Source organism: Extensimonas soli (genome assembly GCF_029211265.1).
Taxonomy (GTDB): Bacteria; Pseudomonadota; Gammaproteobacteria; order Burkholderiales; family Burkholderiaceae_C; genus Extensimonas; species Extensimonas soli.
This window is the reverse complement of record NZ_JARGEL010000006.1, coordinates 86089-100420: the sequence shown is the minus strand read 5'-3', so window position 1 is coordinate 100420 and position 14332 is coordinate 86089. Positions and strand designations below refer to the sequence as shown.

General features: G+C 66.9%; 16 protein-coding genes. 10 read left to right on the top strand and 6 right to left on the bottom strand.

Annotation, left to right across the window (positions count from 1 at the left end; all coding sequences use genetic code 11):
• The first annotated feature begins 88 nt into the window (after positions 1-88).
• The 3 genes from rph to hemW all read left to right on the top strand — a co-directional run bounded on the left by rph (position 89) and on the right by hemW (position 2762).
• On the top strand, positions 89-817 hold the full coding sequence (rph, locus tag PYV55_RS01365; protein WP_275848561.1) for a ribonuclease PH: 729 nt from the start codon (positions 89-91) through the stop codon (positions 815-817).
• Between the two features lie 45 nt (positions 818-862).
• On the top strand, positions 863-1468 hold the full coding sequence (gene rdgB / locus PYV55_RS01360; protein WP_275848559.1) for an RdgB/HAM1 family non-canonical purine NTP pyrophosphatase: 606 nt from the start codon (positions 863-865) through the stop codon (positions 1466-1468).
• Between the two features lie 112 nt (positions 1469-1580).
• Positions 1581-2762 carry a radical SAM family heme chaperone HemW gene (gene hemW, locus PYV55_RS01355; RefSeq protein ID WP_275848627.1) on the top strand — a complete coding sequence of 394 codons (1182 nt, stop codon included), beginning with the start codon at positions 1581-1583 and terminating at the stop codon, positions 2760-2762.
• Positions 2763-2879: 117 nt separating this feature from the next.
• Here hemW and PYV55_RS01350 read toward each other — a convergent pair whose 3' ends face one another.
• The 3 genes from PYV55_RS01350 to PYV55_RS01340 all read right to left on the bottom strand — a co-directional run bounded on the left by PYV55_RS01350 (position 2880) and on the right by PYV55_RS01340 (position 4216).
• The gene (locus PYV55_RS01350; protein WP_144731198.1) at positions 2880-3275 is read right to left on the bottom strand and encodes a type II toxin-antitoxin system VapC family toxin; all 396 of its coding nucleotides are present in this window, start codon (positions 3273-3275) and stop codon (positions 2880-2882) included.
• Positions 3272-3514 (bottom strand): FitA-like ribbon-helix-helix domain-containing protein, encoded by a 243-nt coding sequence (locus PYV55_RS01345; protein ID WP_275848556.1) that lies wholly within the window; start codon positions 3512-3514, stop codon positions 3272-3274. The genes PYV55_RS01350 and PYV55_RS01345 overlap by 4 nt, the downstream gene beginning before the upstream one ends.
• A gap of 399 nt (positions 3515-3913) precedes the next feature.
• Entirely contained in the window at positions 3914-4216 is a 303-nt protein-coding gene (locus PYV55_RS01340) for an ABC transporter permease (RefSeq protein WP_275848554.1), read from the bottom strand.
• Between the two features lie 140 nt (positions 4217-4356).
• Here PYV55_RS01340 and PYV55_RS01335 point away from each other — a divergent pair, with 140 nt between their 5' ends.
• Together PYV55_RS01335 and PYV55_RS01330 are read left to right on the top strand one after the other, a co-directional pair.
• Entirely contained in the window at positions 4357-4857 is a 501-nt protein-coding gene (locus tag PYV55_RS01335) for a hypothetical protein (RefSeq protein ID WP_275848552.1), read from the top strand.
• A 100-nt stretch (positions 4858-4957) separates the two neighbouring features.
• On the top strand, positions 4958-5137 hold the full coding sequence (locus PYV55_RS01330; RefSeq protein ID WP_275848550.1) for a hypothetical protein: 180 nt from the start codon (positions 4958-4960) through the stop codon (positions 5135-5137).
• Positions 5138-5270: 133 nt separating this feature from the next.
• Here PYV55_RS01330 and PYV55_RS01325 read toward each other — a convergent pair whose 3' ends face one another.
• Positions 5271-6098: an ABC transporter permease gene (locus PYV55_RS01325; protein ID WP_144731211.1), complete on the bottom strand. Its 828-nt coding sequence runs from the start codon at positions 6096-6098 to the stop codon at positions 5271-5273.
• 141 nt (positions 6099-6239) lie between these two features.
• Here PYV55_RS01325 and purT point away from each other — a divergent pair, with 141 nt between their 5' ends.
• The gene (purT, locus tag PYV55_RS01320; RefSeq protein WP_144731214.1) at positions 6240-7445 is read left to right on the top strand and encodes a formate-dependent phosphoribosylglycinamide formyltransferase; all 1206 of its coding nucleotides are present in this window, start codon (positions 6240-6242) and stop codon (positions 7443-7445) included.
• Between the two features lie 79 nt (positions 7446-7524).
• On the opposite strand, the gene PYV55_RS01315 is transcribed toward purT, so the two are convergent.
• The gene (locus tag PYV55_RS01315; protein WP_275848547.1) at positions 7525-8481 is read right to left on the bottom strand and encodes an AEC family transporter; all 957 of its coding nucleotides are present in this window, start codon (positions 8479-8481) and stop codon (positions 7525-7527) included.
• 128 nt (positions 8482-8609) lie between these two features.
• Positions 8610-9704, bottom strand: coding sequence for an NADH:flavin oxidoreductase/NADH oxidase (locus PYV55_RS01310; RefSeq protein ID WP_275848545.1), 1095 nt, complete (start codon positions 9702-9704; stop codon positions 8610-8612).
• Between the two features lie 287 nt (positions 9705-9991).
• Between PYV55_RS01310 and PYV55_RS01305 the strand changes: the two genes are divergently transcribed.
• The 4 genes from PYV55_RS01305 (at position 9992) to PYV55_RS01290 (ending at position 14310) form a co-directional block, all read left to right on the top strand.
• Positions 9992-12109 (top strand): ATP-dependent helicase, encoded by a 2118-nt coding sequence (locus PYV55_RS01305; RefSeq protein ID WP_275848543.1) that lies wholly within the window; start codon positions 9992-9994, stop codon positions 12107-12109.
• Positions 12110-12207: 98 nt separating this feature from the next.
• Positions 12208-12543, top strand: a complete 336-nt coding sequence (locus PYV55_RS01300) for a hypothetical protein (RefSeq protein WP_275848541.1) — start codon at positions 12208-12210, stop codon at positions 12541-12543.
• Entirely contained in the window at positions 12540-13823 is a 1284-nt protein-coding gene (locus tag PYV55_RS01295) for a phospholipase A (RefSeq protein ID WP_275848539.1), read from the top strand. The genes PYV55_RS01300 and PYV55_RS01295 overlap by 4 nt, the downstream gene beginning before the upstream one ends.
• A 91-nt stretch (positions 13824-13914) precedes the next feature.
• Positions 13915-14310: a hypothetical protein gene (locus tag PYV55_RS01290; RefSeq protein ID WP_275848537.1), complete on the top strand. Its 396-nt coding sequence runs from the start codon at positions 13915-13917 to the stop codon at positions 14308-14310.
• Positions 14311-14332: the final 22 nt, after the last annotated feature.

Below are 14332 nucleotides of genomic sequence, written 5' to 3'. Positions count from 1 at the left end.
GTCGGGCCGGGCCGCTGCCCCGGTAGGTCGGCCGGATGCCTTGCGCCCCACACCGCATCACCCCCTCTCTCCTTCACAAAGCTTGCCCATGAGCACCATTTTCCGCAGCAACCAACGCCCCGCCGACGCCATGCGCCCCGTGCGCATCACGCGCAACTACACCATGCACGCCGAAGGCTCGGTGCTGATCGAACTCGGCAACACGCGCGTGTTGTGCACGGCCTCGGTCGAAGACAAGGTGCCGCCGCACCAGCGCGGCAGCGGCGCGGGCTGGGTCACGGCCGAATACGGCATGCTGCCGCGCGCCACGCACCAGCGCAACGTCCGCGAGGCCGCGCGCGGCAAGCAAAGCGGGCGCACGCAAGAGATTCAGCGCCTGATCGGCCGCTCGCTGCGCGCGGTGTTCGACCTGCGGCTGCTGGGCGAGCGCACCCTCACGCTCGACTGCGACGTGATCCAGGCCGACGGCGGCACGCGCACCGCGGCGATCACCGGCGCCTGGGTGGCCGCGCAGGACGCCGTGCACCAGCTGCTCGCAAGCGGCAAACTGAGCCAGTCGCCCATCCGCGAAGCCGTGGCCGCCGTGTCGGTGGGCATGCTGCAGGGCACGCCGCTGCTCGACCTCGAATACGCCGAAGACCAAGGCTGCGACACCGACATGAACGTGGTCATGACCGCCGCAGGCGCCTTCGTCGAGCTGCAGGGCACGGCCGAAGGCGTGGCGTTTACGCGCGCGCAGCTCGACCAGATGCTCACGCTGGCCGACAAAGGCATCCGCGAGCTGCTCGCGCTGCAGCAAAAATCGCTATACGAATAAGAGCTTCTTGTGCTTGATACATAAGGATTAGAGGCCAATTTGACCATGAAACTCGTGCTCGCATCGAACAACCCCGGCAAGCTCGCCGAACTGCAAGCCATGCTCGCGCCGCTGGGCGTGGAACTGCTGCCCCAAGGCGCGCTCGGCGTCGGCGAAGCCGAGGAGCCGCACTGCACCTTCGTCGAAAACGCGCTCGCCAAGGCGCGCTTTGCCGCGCAGCACACGGGCCTGCCCGCGCTCGCCGACGACGCGGGCCTGTGCGTCGCTGCCTTCGGCGGCCTGCCGGGCGTGCAAACCGCCTACTACGCCACGCAATTCGGCTACGAAAAGGGCGACACGAACAACGTGCGCGCGCTGCTCGAACAAATGCGCGGCATCACCGACCGGCGCGCCGCGCTCGTGAGCACGCTCGTGGCCGTGCGCAGCCCGCAAGACCCCGAGCCGCTGATCGCCGTGGGCCGCGCCGCAGGCGAGATCACCGAGGCGCCGCGCGGCAGCCACGGCTTCGGCTTCGACCCCGTGATGTACCTGCCCGAACTCGGCAAGACCTTTGCCGAGCTGCCGCCCGAAGCCAAAAACGCGCACAGCCACCGCGGCCAGGCCGCGCGGCAGATGATGCAGCTGCTGCGCGAACGCTGGCTCGCCGGCTGACCCCATGCCCACCATCCCCATCCACCCGGCTGCGTCTGATGCGCAGCACGGCGCCTTCCCTACCGAATCTGCCGAGCCCGCCCCGGCTGCGCCGCGCGACCTGCAACAATCCATGCGCCCGGGCGTGCTGCACCTGCCCAGCCTGCCGCCGCTTTCGCTCTACGTGCACCTGCCCTGGTGCCTGAAAAAATGCCCGTACTGCGACTTCAACTCGCACGCGCTGACGGCCAGCGGGGCCGAGGCCGAGGCGCTGCAGTCGCGCTACCTCGACGCGCTCGTCGCCGACCTCGAAGCCGCGCTGCCACTCGTGTGGGGGCGCAAGGTCTTGAGCGTCTTTCTCGGCGGCGGCACGCCCAGCCTGTTCGCACCCGAGCGCATCGAAGCGCTGCTGAGCGCGATCCGCGCGCGCCTGCCGCTGCTGCCGGGCTGCGAGATCACGCTCGAAGCCAACCCCGGCAGCTTCGAGCGCGAACGCTTTCACGCCTTTCGCGCCGCGGGCGTCACGCGCCTGTCGGTGGGCGTGCAGAGCTTTTCCGACCGCCACTTGCAGGCGCTGGGCCGCGTGCACGACCGCGCGCAAGCCTTGGCCGCCATGCAAGAGGCCGCGCAGGCGTTCGACCACTTCAACCTAGACCTGATGTACGCCCTGCCGGGCCAGACGCTCGCAGAACTGGAGCAGGACGTGCACACCGCGCTTGCCTTTGCGCCGCCGCACCTCTCCATCTACCAGCTCACCATCGAGCCCAACACCTACTTTGCCAAGCACCCGCCGCCCGCGCTGCCCGAAGACGACCTGGCCTACGCCATGCTCGACCGCATCACCGCGCTCACGCAGGCCGCGGGGCTGCAGCGCTACGAAGTCTCGGCCTACGCGCGCCCCGGCCACGCCTGCGTACACAACGGCAATTACTGGCAGTTTGGCGACTACCTGGGCCTGGGCGCGGGCGCGCACAGCAAGCTGAGCTTCGCGCACCGCATCGTGCGCCAGGTGCGCTTTCGCGACCCGCAGCGCTACATCACGCAGGCGCTCGCGGGCCAGGCCGTGGCCCAGGACGACGAGGTGCGCCGCGCCGACCTGCCGTTCGAATTCATGCTCAACGCGCTGCGCCTGCGCGAAGGCTTTGCGCTGCAAGACTATTGCGACCGCACGGGCCTGCCGCTTTCGACCATCGCCCCGGCGCTGGAGCAGGCCGAGCGCCAGGGCCTGCTCACCCGCGACTTGGGCCACGTGCGCCCGACGGCGCGGGGGTTTGATTTTTTGAACGACTTGCTGGAGTTGTTTTTGCCGGAGTGAGCGGGCTGACCTTGATACGGGCGCGGGTTGGGCTATTTGCCGCTTTAAGCAAAAATGGCCGCTGACGCAGAGCCAGCGCGCGTAAGCAGCTCCTTTTTTAGGAGTTTTTTGACACCGTTAGTCCGCAGAGAGCGCGACCGCGATGTCTGGGAACGACCGTAGCACTTTGCCATCCATGGTCACGAGCTTCGTTCCGAGCGTCTTCGCGAGCGCAACGAACTCGCAATCGTATGCGGAGCATTCACTGTCGCGCACCAGTTCGAGGACGCTACGCGAGTCGACCTCGTATTCGGCGCCCGAGAGCAAATCCTCGGCCTCGCTTTGGAGCGCATGCGCCTGCTCGAATGTCAGCTTCCCGCGCCTCAGATATCCGGCCAGAATGTTGCGAAATTCGCTGCGCCAAAGCACCGGCGCGGCCCAATCAGGGTCGTGCTCCATCAGCGCCTCTGCTGCCGCCGTATATTCTCCTGGCAGATACAGATACGCCAACACGTTTGAATCCACGACCCTCATGGACGCCCTTGCTTCTTCAAGGCGTCAATGTCGCGGGCGCAAAACTCCGCGCTGAGTCCCGCTCGCAGTTGGCGCGCACGGGCAAGTCGTTCAGCAGGGTTTATCTTGGTCGGCGTAAGCACAGTCTCAAGGCACACAATGGCTTCACTGTTCAGGCTGCGGCGGTGCATTTCTGCCGCGACTTTCAGCTGCTCGTACACGTCGTCCGGAATGTTTTTCAATGTCAGCGTTGTAGGCATGGCCCTCTCCAAACATGATGGAACCAAAACGGTTGCATTTTACAGACTGCACGCTGGCTTGCCGATTTGCGGGCTGACGTTGCCTGCGCTTTTGGATGGCAGTCCAGGCTCCTAGGAGCCTGTCGGACTTTGGAATCGTCGGCTGCAGATGCGCCGCAGCGGCCCATTTTTTGCCGGTTTCTTGCCCCATAGCACCACTATGGGGCGGCGAATCCGGCAAAAACTGGCCTCGCTGGGCCGCATCTTCGCTTTCGACGCCCAAAGTCCGACAGGCTCCTAGGCGCGGCCGGCAACCGCGTCGCCCAGCTTCTGGGATGCCTCATCGACCAGCAGGAAGTGAAATCTTCACCCTATTTCAGGCAGAAATGACGGGCGTAGCAAGCTACGATTACAAGAGCATCACCCCCGAAAACGCCGCCGCGTGAGCGCGAGCGCGAGCCAGAAGGCGCCGAGGGTGGTGAGCGCGAGCACCAGCGCGGGGCGCAGGGGTTGGGCGGGCCATTGGTCCATGAACAGGGGGCGCACGAGTTCGACCGCGTTCGTCAGCGGCAGCGCCGCCGAGAGGGTGCGCACCAGGGGCGGGAGCTGTTCGCGCGGGAAGAACACGCCCGAGAGGAACATCATGGGCGTGAGCACTGGAATTGGGGTCAGAGTCCAGTTATCGCTGCGCAGCTTGGGCTGTGGCGTGGTGTTTGCTGGCATATACTGGCCGCAGAGGTGTGCTACAAGTGGGCCTCTCTGTGGAAAAATTGTGTTATACGCCGAATTTTTGAATGAGTATACGCCGCTTGCGGCGTATACTGAATGTTGGGCATTTTATTCATGACCAAAAGGAGGTCCCGATGAAGGTGGTGTTGGCTTGCACATTTGCGGCTGCTATCTCGTTCCAATCCATGGCGGTCAACGCCGCAGACACGCTGCCCTACAAGAAAGCGCAGGAGTTGGGAGTAAAGAAGTGCTTGGCTAAGGTTCGTGAAATGTCCAACTTCGTCTTGAAAGAAGCTGGGCACGGTTCCGATACCACTTGGAACAACAAAGAAACAGATTCGCGGCTGCTGTCGTTTTTTGTCTCTCGCGGTTACTCCGACGGAGATAGCCAAGTGAGCATGCAGTTTGCGCCGAATGGAACGGGCTGCGATGCTGTTTATACGGAGACGATGCTCTGGGAAACACAGTGTGCTTTGGTCAGAGAGGAAATCTTTAAAAGTTGGAAATACCGGGGTAACCTCAACGAAAAGACCTTGATTCTGCAAAATGACAACGGAACAGTTGACATCTATTTGACGCCCGGTGGGAAGGCATCCAATCTCTGCTTGGTGACGAAGCGCGAGGTCGTCTACTGAGCGCAATGCCCAACAAGGCGCTCCAACCGACGTCCTTGCCGCTTCGCAGCAAGGACGCGGCTGAGCTTCGGCGTTATGCGTCTACTAACCGGAGCACCTCTTGAGCCAAATCGAGATTCGAACTGAAAGTCAGCTGAACCCGGTTGGAGACGAGGTCTCTGCGCTCGTTGCAGTCATTCGCCCCATCTTGCAAGGCTTGCTTTATGCGTTAAAGCAAGAAGTCGTCGCCGAGGTCGGAGGCTTCAGCAATATGAAATTAATGATGCTTCCTCACATGTAAAAATTGGGGTCAGACTCCAATTTTCGGGCGCTGGCGATAGAACAGAGGGCGTGTTGCGCCCGACGACGCCCCTACTCAAAAACCCCCTTCCACGCAGAACCAACGCGCGCAAGCAGCTCCTTTTACCAGAGCGTCACCCCCGAAAACGCCGCCGCGTGAGCGCGAGCGCGAGCCAGAAGGCGCCGAGGGTGGTGAGCGCGAGCACCAGCGCGGGGCGCAGGGGTTGGGCGGGCCATTGATCCATGAACAGGGGGCGCACGAGTTCGACCGCGTTCGTCAGCGGCAGCGCCGCCGAGAGGGTGCGCACCAGGGGCGGGAGCTGTTCGCGCGGGAAGAACACGCCCGAGAGGAACATCATGGGCGTGAGCACCAGCGTGAAGTAGTAGGTGAAAAAATCGTAGCTCTTGGCGAGCGCATTGAAGATCAGCGCCAGGCTCGAAAACATCAGCCCCACGGCCAGCAGCACCAGCCAGGCCACGAGCAGCTTGGGGCTGTGGCTGATGCCCAGCGCGAGCATCACGCCCATGATCGCCGTGACCGTGAAGATCGACTTGAACGCGGCCCAGAGCATCTCGGCCAGCACCACGTCGTCCAGGCGCAGGGGCGCGTTCAGGATGCCCTCCCAGGTTTTTTGCACGTGCATGCGCGAAAAGGCCGAATACAGCGCCTCGAAGCTCGCGGCGTTCATCGCGCTCATGCAGATCGAGCCGCTCGCCAGAAACAGGATGTAGGGCACCTGCCGTCCGCCGCCCACGTCGATCTGCCCGACCAGTGCCCCCATGCCGTAGCCAAAGGCGACGAGCCACATCAGCGGCTCGGCGATGTTGCCCAGCAGGCTGGGCACGGCCAGCTTGCGCCAGACGAGCAGATTGCGCAAAAACACCGGCCACCAGCGCAGCGACAGGCTGGGCGGGCGCCACAGCGATGGGGCGGGCGGGGGTGTTTGGAGACTTTGGGTCATGGGCGCTGCGCGGGGTGGGGAGAAGAAACGGTGCGGCGGGAATTATCGTTTGCACCCGCCAAATCCACCGCCGCGCGCGCTGATTCACGCGGCGAGGGCTCGATTACAGTCACGCTTTTGTTTTGACCCGGAGCCCTGCACATGACCACCCTCGGAACGCCGCTATCCCCTCACGCCACCAAAGTCATGCTGCTGGGCGCGGGCGAACTGGGCAAGGAGGTGCTGATCGCGCTGCAGCGCCTGGGCGTGGAGACCATTGCGGTCGATCGCTACGAGCACGCGCCGGGCCAGCAGGTGGCGCACCATGCGCGCACCATCATGATGAGCGACGCGGCGCAGCTCAAGGCGCTGATCGAGGCCGAACGCCCGCACCTCGTCGTGCCCGAGATCGAGGCCATTGCCACGCCCGTGCTGCAGGAGCTCGAAGCCGCTGGCGCAGTGCGCGTGATCCCGACTGCACGTGCGGCGCGCCTGACCATGGACCGCGAAGGCATACGGCGCCTGGCGGCCGAAACCCTGGGCCTGCCCACCAGCCCCTACCGCTTTTGCGACTCGCTCGCCGAGCTGCAGGCCGCGATCGACGGCGGCATCGGCTACCCCTGCATCGTCAAGCCCGTGATGAGCAGCTCGGGCAAAGGCCAGAGCAAGATCGACGGCCCTGCCGATGTTGCCAAGGCCTGGGACTACGCCATGGCTGGCGGGCGCGTGAGCCAGACGCGCGTGATCGTCGAGGGCTTCATCGACTTCGACTACGAAATCACGCTGCTCACGGTGCGTGCGCCGGATGCCGCGGGCGGGCAGATCGCCAGCCACTTTTGCGCGCCCATTGGCCACCTGCAGGTGGCCGGCGACTACGTCGAGAGCTGGCAGCCCCACCCCATGCCGCCCGCGGCGCTCGACAAGGCCCAGCAGATTGCGCGCGCCGTGACCGACAACCTCGGCGGCCAGGGGATTTTTGGCGTAGAGCTGTTCGTCAAGGGCGAGCAGGTCTGGTTCAGCGAAGTCAGCCCGCGCCCGCACGACACCGGCATGGTGACCATGGTCACGCAGTGGCAGAGCGAATTCGAGCTGCACGCGCGCGCCATTTTGGGTCTGCCCGTCGATACCAGCCTGCGCAACCCGGGCGCGAGCGCCGTGATCTACGGCGGCGTGGAGGCGCGCGGCATCGTGTTCGATGGCGTCGATGCGGCGCTGGCCGTGCCCGGCACCGACCTGCGCCTGTTTGGCAAGCCCGAGAGCTTTGCCAAGCGCCGCATGGGCGTGGCGCTCGCACACGCCGACGACGTGGCCACGGCGCGCAGCCGCGCCCAGCTCGCCGCCAGCAAGGTGCGCCCGCGGGCGGCCTGAGCCCCCACGCGCCGTCTGCGCACCGCCCACGCGCCGGGCTTGCGGCCTCACGCGTGCACCCCCGTGCGCAGCCCCGTGCTCAACCCACGAGCCAGGCCACGGCGGCAGAAAAGCTCACGAAGGCCAGCGTGGTCGATACCAGGATGACATGCGCCACGCGCCCCGTGTGTGCGCCGAAGCGCTCGGCCAGCAGCGACACGTTGCTCGCGCTCGGCAATGCCGCCACGAGCACCAGCGCGACCAGCGTCTGCTGCGCCAGCGGCACGCCCAGCGCCTGCGCAGCGTGGCCCACGAGCCACACCAGCAGCGGGTGCGCGAACAGTTTGGCGAGCGCGAGCGGCACGTAATCGACAGGGCGCACGTGCTCGTGCTGCTGCATCTGTGCACGTGCGAGCACCGCGCCGATGGCAAACAACGCCACGGGCGACGCGGCCTCGGCCAGCATGGCCACGGTTTTGTCCAGCGGCCCCGGTAGCTGCCACTGCAGCGCCGAGGCCAGCGCGCCCAGCGCGGTCGCCCAGGGCATGGGGTTGGCTGACATGCCGCGCAAAGCCTGGCGCAGCGCCACCGCCGCACCGTGCGCTCCCGCGCCGTCGAGGCGCGACAGCGCAATGCACAGCGAGGTGGTGCACACCATGTCCACCAGCATGGTCAAAATCACCGGCCCCGCGGCCTGCGCGCCCAGCAGGGCCACGAGCAGCGGCACACCCATGAAGCCCGAATTTGGCATGGCCGCGACGAGCGCGCCAAAGGCTGCGTCGTTCCAGTTGCAGCGCAGCGCGCGCAGGCCCAGCACCCCGCCCGCGACCAGCGGCAGCGCACACAGCAAATACACGCCGCCCGCGACCGGATCGAGCAGCTGCCCGATCGGCGTGCGCGCGCCAAAGCGGTAGAGCATGCAAGGCAGCGCAAAAAACAGCACGAAGGCATTGAGCCCCGGGATCGCCGCGAGCGGCAGCAGCCCGCGCCGCGTGGCCAGGTAGCCGCACAGCACGAGCGCGAAAAAGGGGAAGGTGATGCGCAGGATGTCCCACATGGTGCGGCAATGTTCGCGAGCTGCGGCGCGGCGCCCGGAACGCGGGCACGCCAGGCCGAGCAAGGCAAGGCGGGACACCCGCCGTGCACGGCAGCGTTACTACGTCACGGCGTTACTGCATGACGGCATTACTGCACGAACAGGTTCTTCACCCCATGCGGCAGTGCGCGCCAGTATTGCGGCGGGGCCTGCACCTGCGCGCCGAGCGCGACGGCGGCGTGCCAGGGCCAATGCGGGTCGTAGAGCATGGCGCGCGCGACGCCGATGAGGTCGGCCTGGCCGCTCGCGAGGATGGTCTCGGCCTGCTGTGCCTCGGTGATCAGACCCACGGCGATCGTGGGCGCACCCGTAGCCGCACGCACCTGCTGCGCGAGTGGCACCTGGTAGCCCGGCCCCAGCGGAATTTTTTGCTGCGGCGACAGGCCCGCGCTCGACACGTGCACGTAGGCGCTGCCGCGCGCGTGCAGCCGGCGCGCGAGCTCGATGCTCTGCGCCACGTCCCAGCCGCCTTCGACCCAGTCGGTGGCCGAGATGCGCACGCCCACGGGGAAGTCCGGCGCCACCGCCGCGCGCACCGCGTCGAACACGCGCAGCAGCAGGCGCATGCGGTTTTCAAGCGTGCCGCCGTAAGCATCGCTGCGCTGGTTGGACAGCGGCGAGAGGAATTCGTGCAGCAAATAGCCGTGCGCGGCGTGCAGCTCTATCAAGTCCAGCCCCAGACGTTCGGCGCGCCGCGCGGCCTGCGCAAACGCTGCCACCACGCGCTCTATGCCGGCCTCGTCGAGCGCCTGCGGCGCCGCGTCCTGCGCATCGAAAGGCAGCGGCGACGGCGCCACCACCTGCCAGCCGCCCTGCGGCGGCGTGAGCGCGCGCCCGCCCTCCCAGGGCACGGCGGTCGATGCCTTGCGCCCCGCGTGCGCGAGCTGTATGCCTATGGGCATGCATGCATAAGCGCGCGCCGCCTGCAGCGCGCGGCCGAGCGCGGCCTCGTTCGCGTCCGACCACAGCCCGATGTCGCGCGGCGAAATGCGCCCCACGGGCTCGACGGCCGCGGCCTCGATGATGAACAGCCCCGCGCCCGACAAGGCCATGCGGCCGAAGTGCAGCACATGCCAGTCGCTCGCATTGCCGTCTTCGGCCGAGTATTGGCACATGGGCGCGATGACGATGCGGTTGGGCAGCGTCAGCCGGCCCAGCTGGTAGGGGGAAAACAAAAGGCTCATGGCAAGTCTCTCCAGAGGCAAGAAGGCAAATGGAGCGGGGATTGTCTCTGAGGCGGGTATTTTTCGCCTGCCCTTCACGACTGCCCTTCGCGCCTGCGCGGCGCCCGCGGGGGCGTTGGCGCGCGAACCCGCGCCGCGGATGCACACCGCCCCATCCTGGCAAAGATGCGCCGTTATCATTGCCCGCCGCATGCGCTGCACGTTTTTGCACGTCCCGCAGCGCCCCTTCGCGTCTTTGCGCAGGCCCGCTCGCTTGCCCCCTCACCTCTGTCTCTGCTCTCGCTCCCATGTCCAAAGGCTTGAACCTCGCCCAGCTGCAGGCCGTGCACTACACGCAAGGCGCGTGTCTGGTGCTCGCCGGCGCCGGCTCGGGCAAGACGCGCGTGATCACGCACAAGATCGCGCACCTGATCGATCAACGCGGCCTCGCGCCGCAGCGCATCGCGGCCATCACCTTCACCAACAAGGCCGCGGCCGAGATGCGCGAGCGTGCCGCGGGGCTGATCGGGCGGCGCGCCAAAGACCTGCTGCTGTGCACCTTCCACGCGCTGGGCGTGCGCCTGCTGCGCGCCGACGGCCAGCGGCTCGGGCTCAAGCCGCAGTTCAGCATCCTGGACAGCGACGACGTGCTCAGCATCCTCAAGGACGCCGCAGGCGGCACCACCGACGCGGCCACGGCACGGCAGTGGCAATGGGCGCTGAGCCGCTGGAAAAACATGGGCCTGAACGCCGCGCAGGCGCTGGCCCAGGCGAGCAACGAAGAAGAACAGCAGCTCGCGCGCATCATGGCGCGCTACGAGGAGCGCCTTGCGGCCTACCAGAGCGTCGATTTCGACGACCTCATCGGCCTGCCGCTCAAGCTGCTGCGCGAATACCCCGAAGTGCGCGACAAGTGGCAGACGCAGCTCGGCTACGTGCTCGTCGATGAATACCAGGACACCAACGCCACGCAGTACGAGCTGCTCAAGCTGCTCGTGGGCGCGCGCGGCCACTTCACCGCAGTGGGCGACGACGACCAGAGCATCTACGGCTGGCGCGGCGCCACGCTGGACAACCTCAAGCGCCTGCCGCAGGACTTTCCGCAGCTCAAGGTCATCAAGCTCGAGCAGAACTACCGCTCGACCAGCGCCATCCTGCGCGCGGCCAACAACGTCATCGGCCCCAACCCCAAGCTGTTTCCGAAAACGCTGTTTTCCGAACTCGGCGAGGGAGAACCCGTGCGCGTGATCGACGCCGACAACGAAGAACACGAGGCCGAGCGCGCCGTCGCGCGCATCCAGAGCCTGCGCGCCGCAAGCAACCCGCCGCCGGCCTGGCGCGACTTTGCCATCCTCTACCGCGCCAACCACCAGGCCAAGCCCTTCGAAAAAGCGCTGCGCCGCGCGAACATCCCCTACAAGGTCTCGGGCGGCACGGGCTTTTTCGACCGCGCCGAAATCCGCGACCTGTGCGCCTGGTTTCGCCTGTGGAGCAACAACGACGACGACCCGGCCTTTTTGCGCGCCATCACGAGCCCGCGGCGCGGCATAGGCCTGCAGACGCTCGCGCAGCTGGGCCAGTTTGCGGGCCAGCACAAGCAAAGCCTGTTTGGCGCGCTCTTCAACGCCATGCTGCCCGCCGCCGTGCCGCGGCGCGCGCTCGACGGCCTGCACGAGTTCGGGCGCTGCGTGAACGACCTCGAATACCGCGCGCGCCACACCCTGGGTGCCGAGGCGGCGCGCGCCTTTCTGGCCGACTGGCTGCAGGAGATCGGCTACGAAAAGCACCTCTACGAAAGCGAAGACAGCGACAAGGTCGCCGCGGCGCGCTGGAGCAACGTGCTCGAATTCTGCGACTGGATGGCGCAGCGCGCGGGCGGCCAGGCCGACGATGCCGCGGGCAGCGTGGTGACCACGCAGGCCAAGAGCCTGCTCGAAGTCGCGCAGACCATCGCGCTGCTCTCGACCATTGCCGACCGCGAGCAGGATCAGGACTGCGTCACGCTCTCCACGCTGCACGCGGCCAAGGGGCTGGAGTGGCCGCACGTGATGCTCGTGGGCGTGACCGAAGGCATGCTGCCGTTCCAGCCAGGCCAGGCCGACCCAGACGGCGGTGGCGAGGCCGCCACGCGCACCCCGAGCGCCGACGAGCTGCAACGCCTGCAGGAAGAACGCCGCCTGATGTACGTGGGCATCACGCGCGCGCAGCGCACGCTCGCCGTGAGCTGGAGCAAGCGGCGCAAAAAGGGGCGCGAGATGGTGCCCACACGGCCCAGCCGCTTCATCGCCGAAATGGCGCTGCAGGCCGGCAGCACGCGCGAAGACCCGCGCGCCAAGCTCAAGGCGCTGCGCGCCGAATTCGCAGCCAAGGCGCAGCCGCAAACTGGCCAAACAGCCAGCGCGACCGCCGGCCCGCAGCTGCCATGAACCATCGATTCGCTCTTTTTGTGATAGCTGCTTGTGCTTGCGCATCAAGCGCAAGAGGCAAAAATGATATAAATTCGTCCGCGCCCTGCCCCGCTGCCGTGGACACCAGCCAGGCGCAGCTTTTGGGCCGCTGGCGCGCCGAGTTGCAAGGCCGCAGCGCGCCCGTGCTGCTGCAGCTCACGCCGCACCCCCTGCTGCGCGAGAGCGTGCACGGTACGCTGCAGCGCGACGGCAGCATGGTGCTGCTCAGCGGCGACGTCGATCAAGGCCAGCTCACGCTCGAAGAATCCACCGACGGCAAGCACATCAGCGCGAACTGGCTGGGCACCGTGCAAGATGGCAGTTGCGGCAAGGAGATACGCGGCATATGGAGCAGCGACACCACCCCACCGATCAGCATCCCCTTCGTTCTGCGCAAGCAGGCGCCCGAATGAACACGGCACGCCTGCTTTCCGGATGGCTGGCTTTGACCGGCTGCGTCGGCGCGCTCGCCCCGGGCGCGGCGCTCGCCCAAGCCCCCGCTGCGCCTGCACTCGGACCAGCACCCGAGCCCGCCCCGGCGTCCTCACCCACACCATCGCCTTCCACATCCCCATCGATTGCAACGCCTGCGACCGTATCGACCGCCACGGCTCCAGCCACCACCGCCTGGCAGCGCTGCACCGCGCTGTCAGGCGACGCAGCGCGCCTGGCCTGCTTCGACCAGTGGGCGGGCCAGCAGGCCTGGCAGCCCGCGCCTGCGCAGTCCGCCACCGCGCCCGCAGCGTCGTCCCCGGCCAGCGCCACCGCAAGCACAGCAGCTACCGCCGCCGTCCCCGCCCCCGCAGACACGCCGCCGCCTGAGCCCATCCTCGTGCAGGTCGATGGCTGCCGCGACACGCACTACAGCCTGCTCGCGCGCTTTTGGGAGCTCGAACAGGGTTCGAGCTGCGGCACCTTGCGCTTTCGCGGCTACCGGCCGATCTCTGTCTCGGTGGTCGGCGCGAATACCGTCAACAAACAGCCCAGCTCCCCGGCGCCGGGCCACACCGCCACGCCCGTGGACTACCGGCGCACCGAGATGCGTCTGCAGCTGTCGGTGCGCACCAAGCTCGCGCAAGGGCTGCTCACCCCCGATGCCTCGCAACGCCTCGATTCACTGTGGTTCGGCTACACGCAGCAGTCGTACTGGCAGCTTTTCAGCGGCAACATCTCGCGCCCGTTTCGCAACACCGACCATGAGCCCGAAGTCGTCTATGTCTATCCGACCGACGCGCAGCTGCCCTGGGGCTGGCGCTGGCGCTACAGCGGCGTGGGGCTGGTGCACCAATCGAACGGCCAGAGCCTGCCGCTGTCGCGCAGCTGGAACCGCATCTACCTGATGACCGGCGTGGAACTCAACGAACGCTGGAGCGTCAGCGCGCGCCTGTGGCGGCGCCTTGCCGAAGGGGCCACCAACGACGACAACCCCGGCATCAGCAACTACGTGGGCCGCGCCGAACTGCAGGCCACCTGGAACCCCGACGAAGTCAACACCGTCAGCACCACGCTGCGCAACTCTTTCGGCAGTGCCTGGCGCGGCTCGGCGCGGCTCGAGTGGCTGCACACGCTGGGCGGCAAGCAAAGCAACCTGCGCCTGCACACGCAGCTCTTCAGCGGTTACGGCGACAGCCTGGTGGACTACAACCGCAAGCGCACGGTGCTGAGCCTGGGGGTGAGCCTGGTGGATTTCTAAAAATCGTTACAAAAAACCCCGGCTTCCCCGCGTTATTCCCAGGATCGGTGCGCGCCACAAGCCGCAAAATGCTCCGCCAGAGGAACACGCCATGGACATGCAATACCAGATCAAAGCCGGCAGCTACTACCTGTACGACCTGCGCGATGCGCCCAGCGCCGCCACGGGCGAGCGCCGCTTCAGGCTCAAGACGGAGACGGTGGCCCTGGCTTTCGACCGCCACACGGGGCAATTGCACCAGCATGGCAGCCCCACGCGCATCCTTTCGTGGGCCAGCATGGCGCGCCGGCGCCTGCGCGCCGCGGGCGCGCCCGACGTGGCCAATGATCTGGTCGTGGTCTCGGGGCCGCTGCCCGTGGACGAACTCAACAAATGCCTGCGCATCCAGGGCTACTGCCGGCGCCTGCTGCAGCGCCTGGGCAGCCTGCCGCACGGCAAATTCCAGCGCCCCGCCGAGTCTTACGCGCACTATCGCCAGGCGGCCTGAAAACCAGCGCCCGCTGACGCCG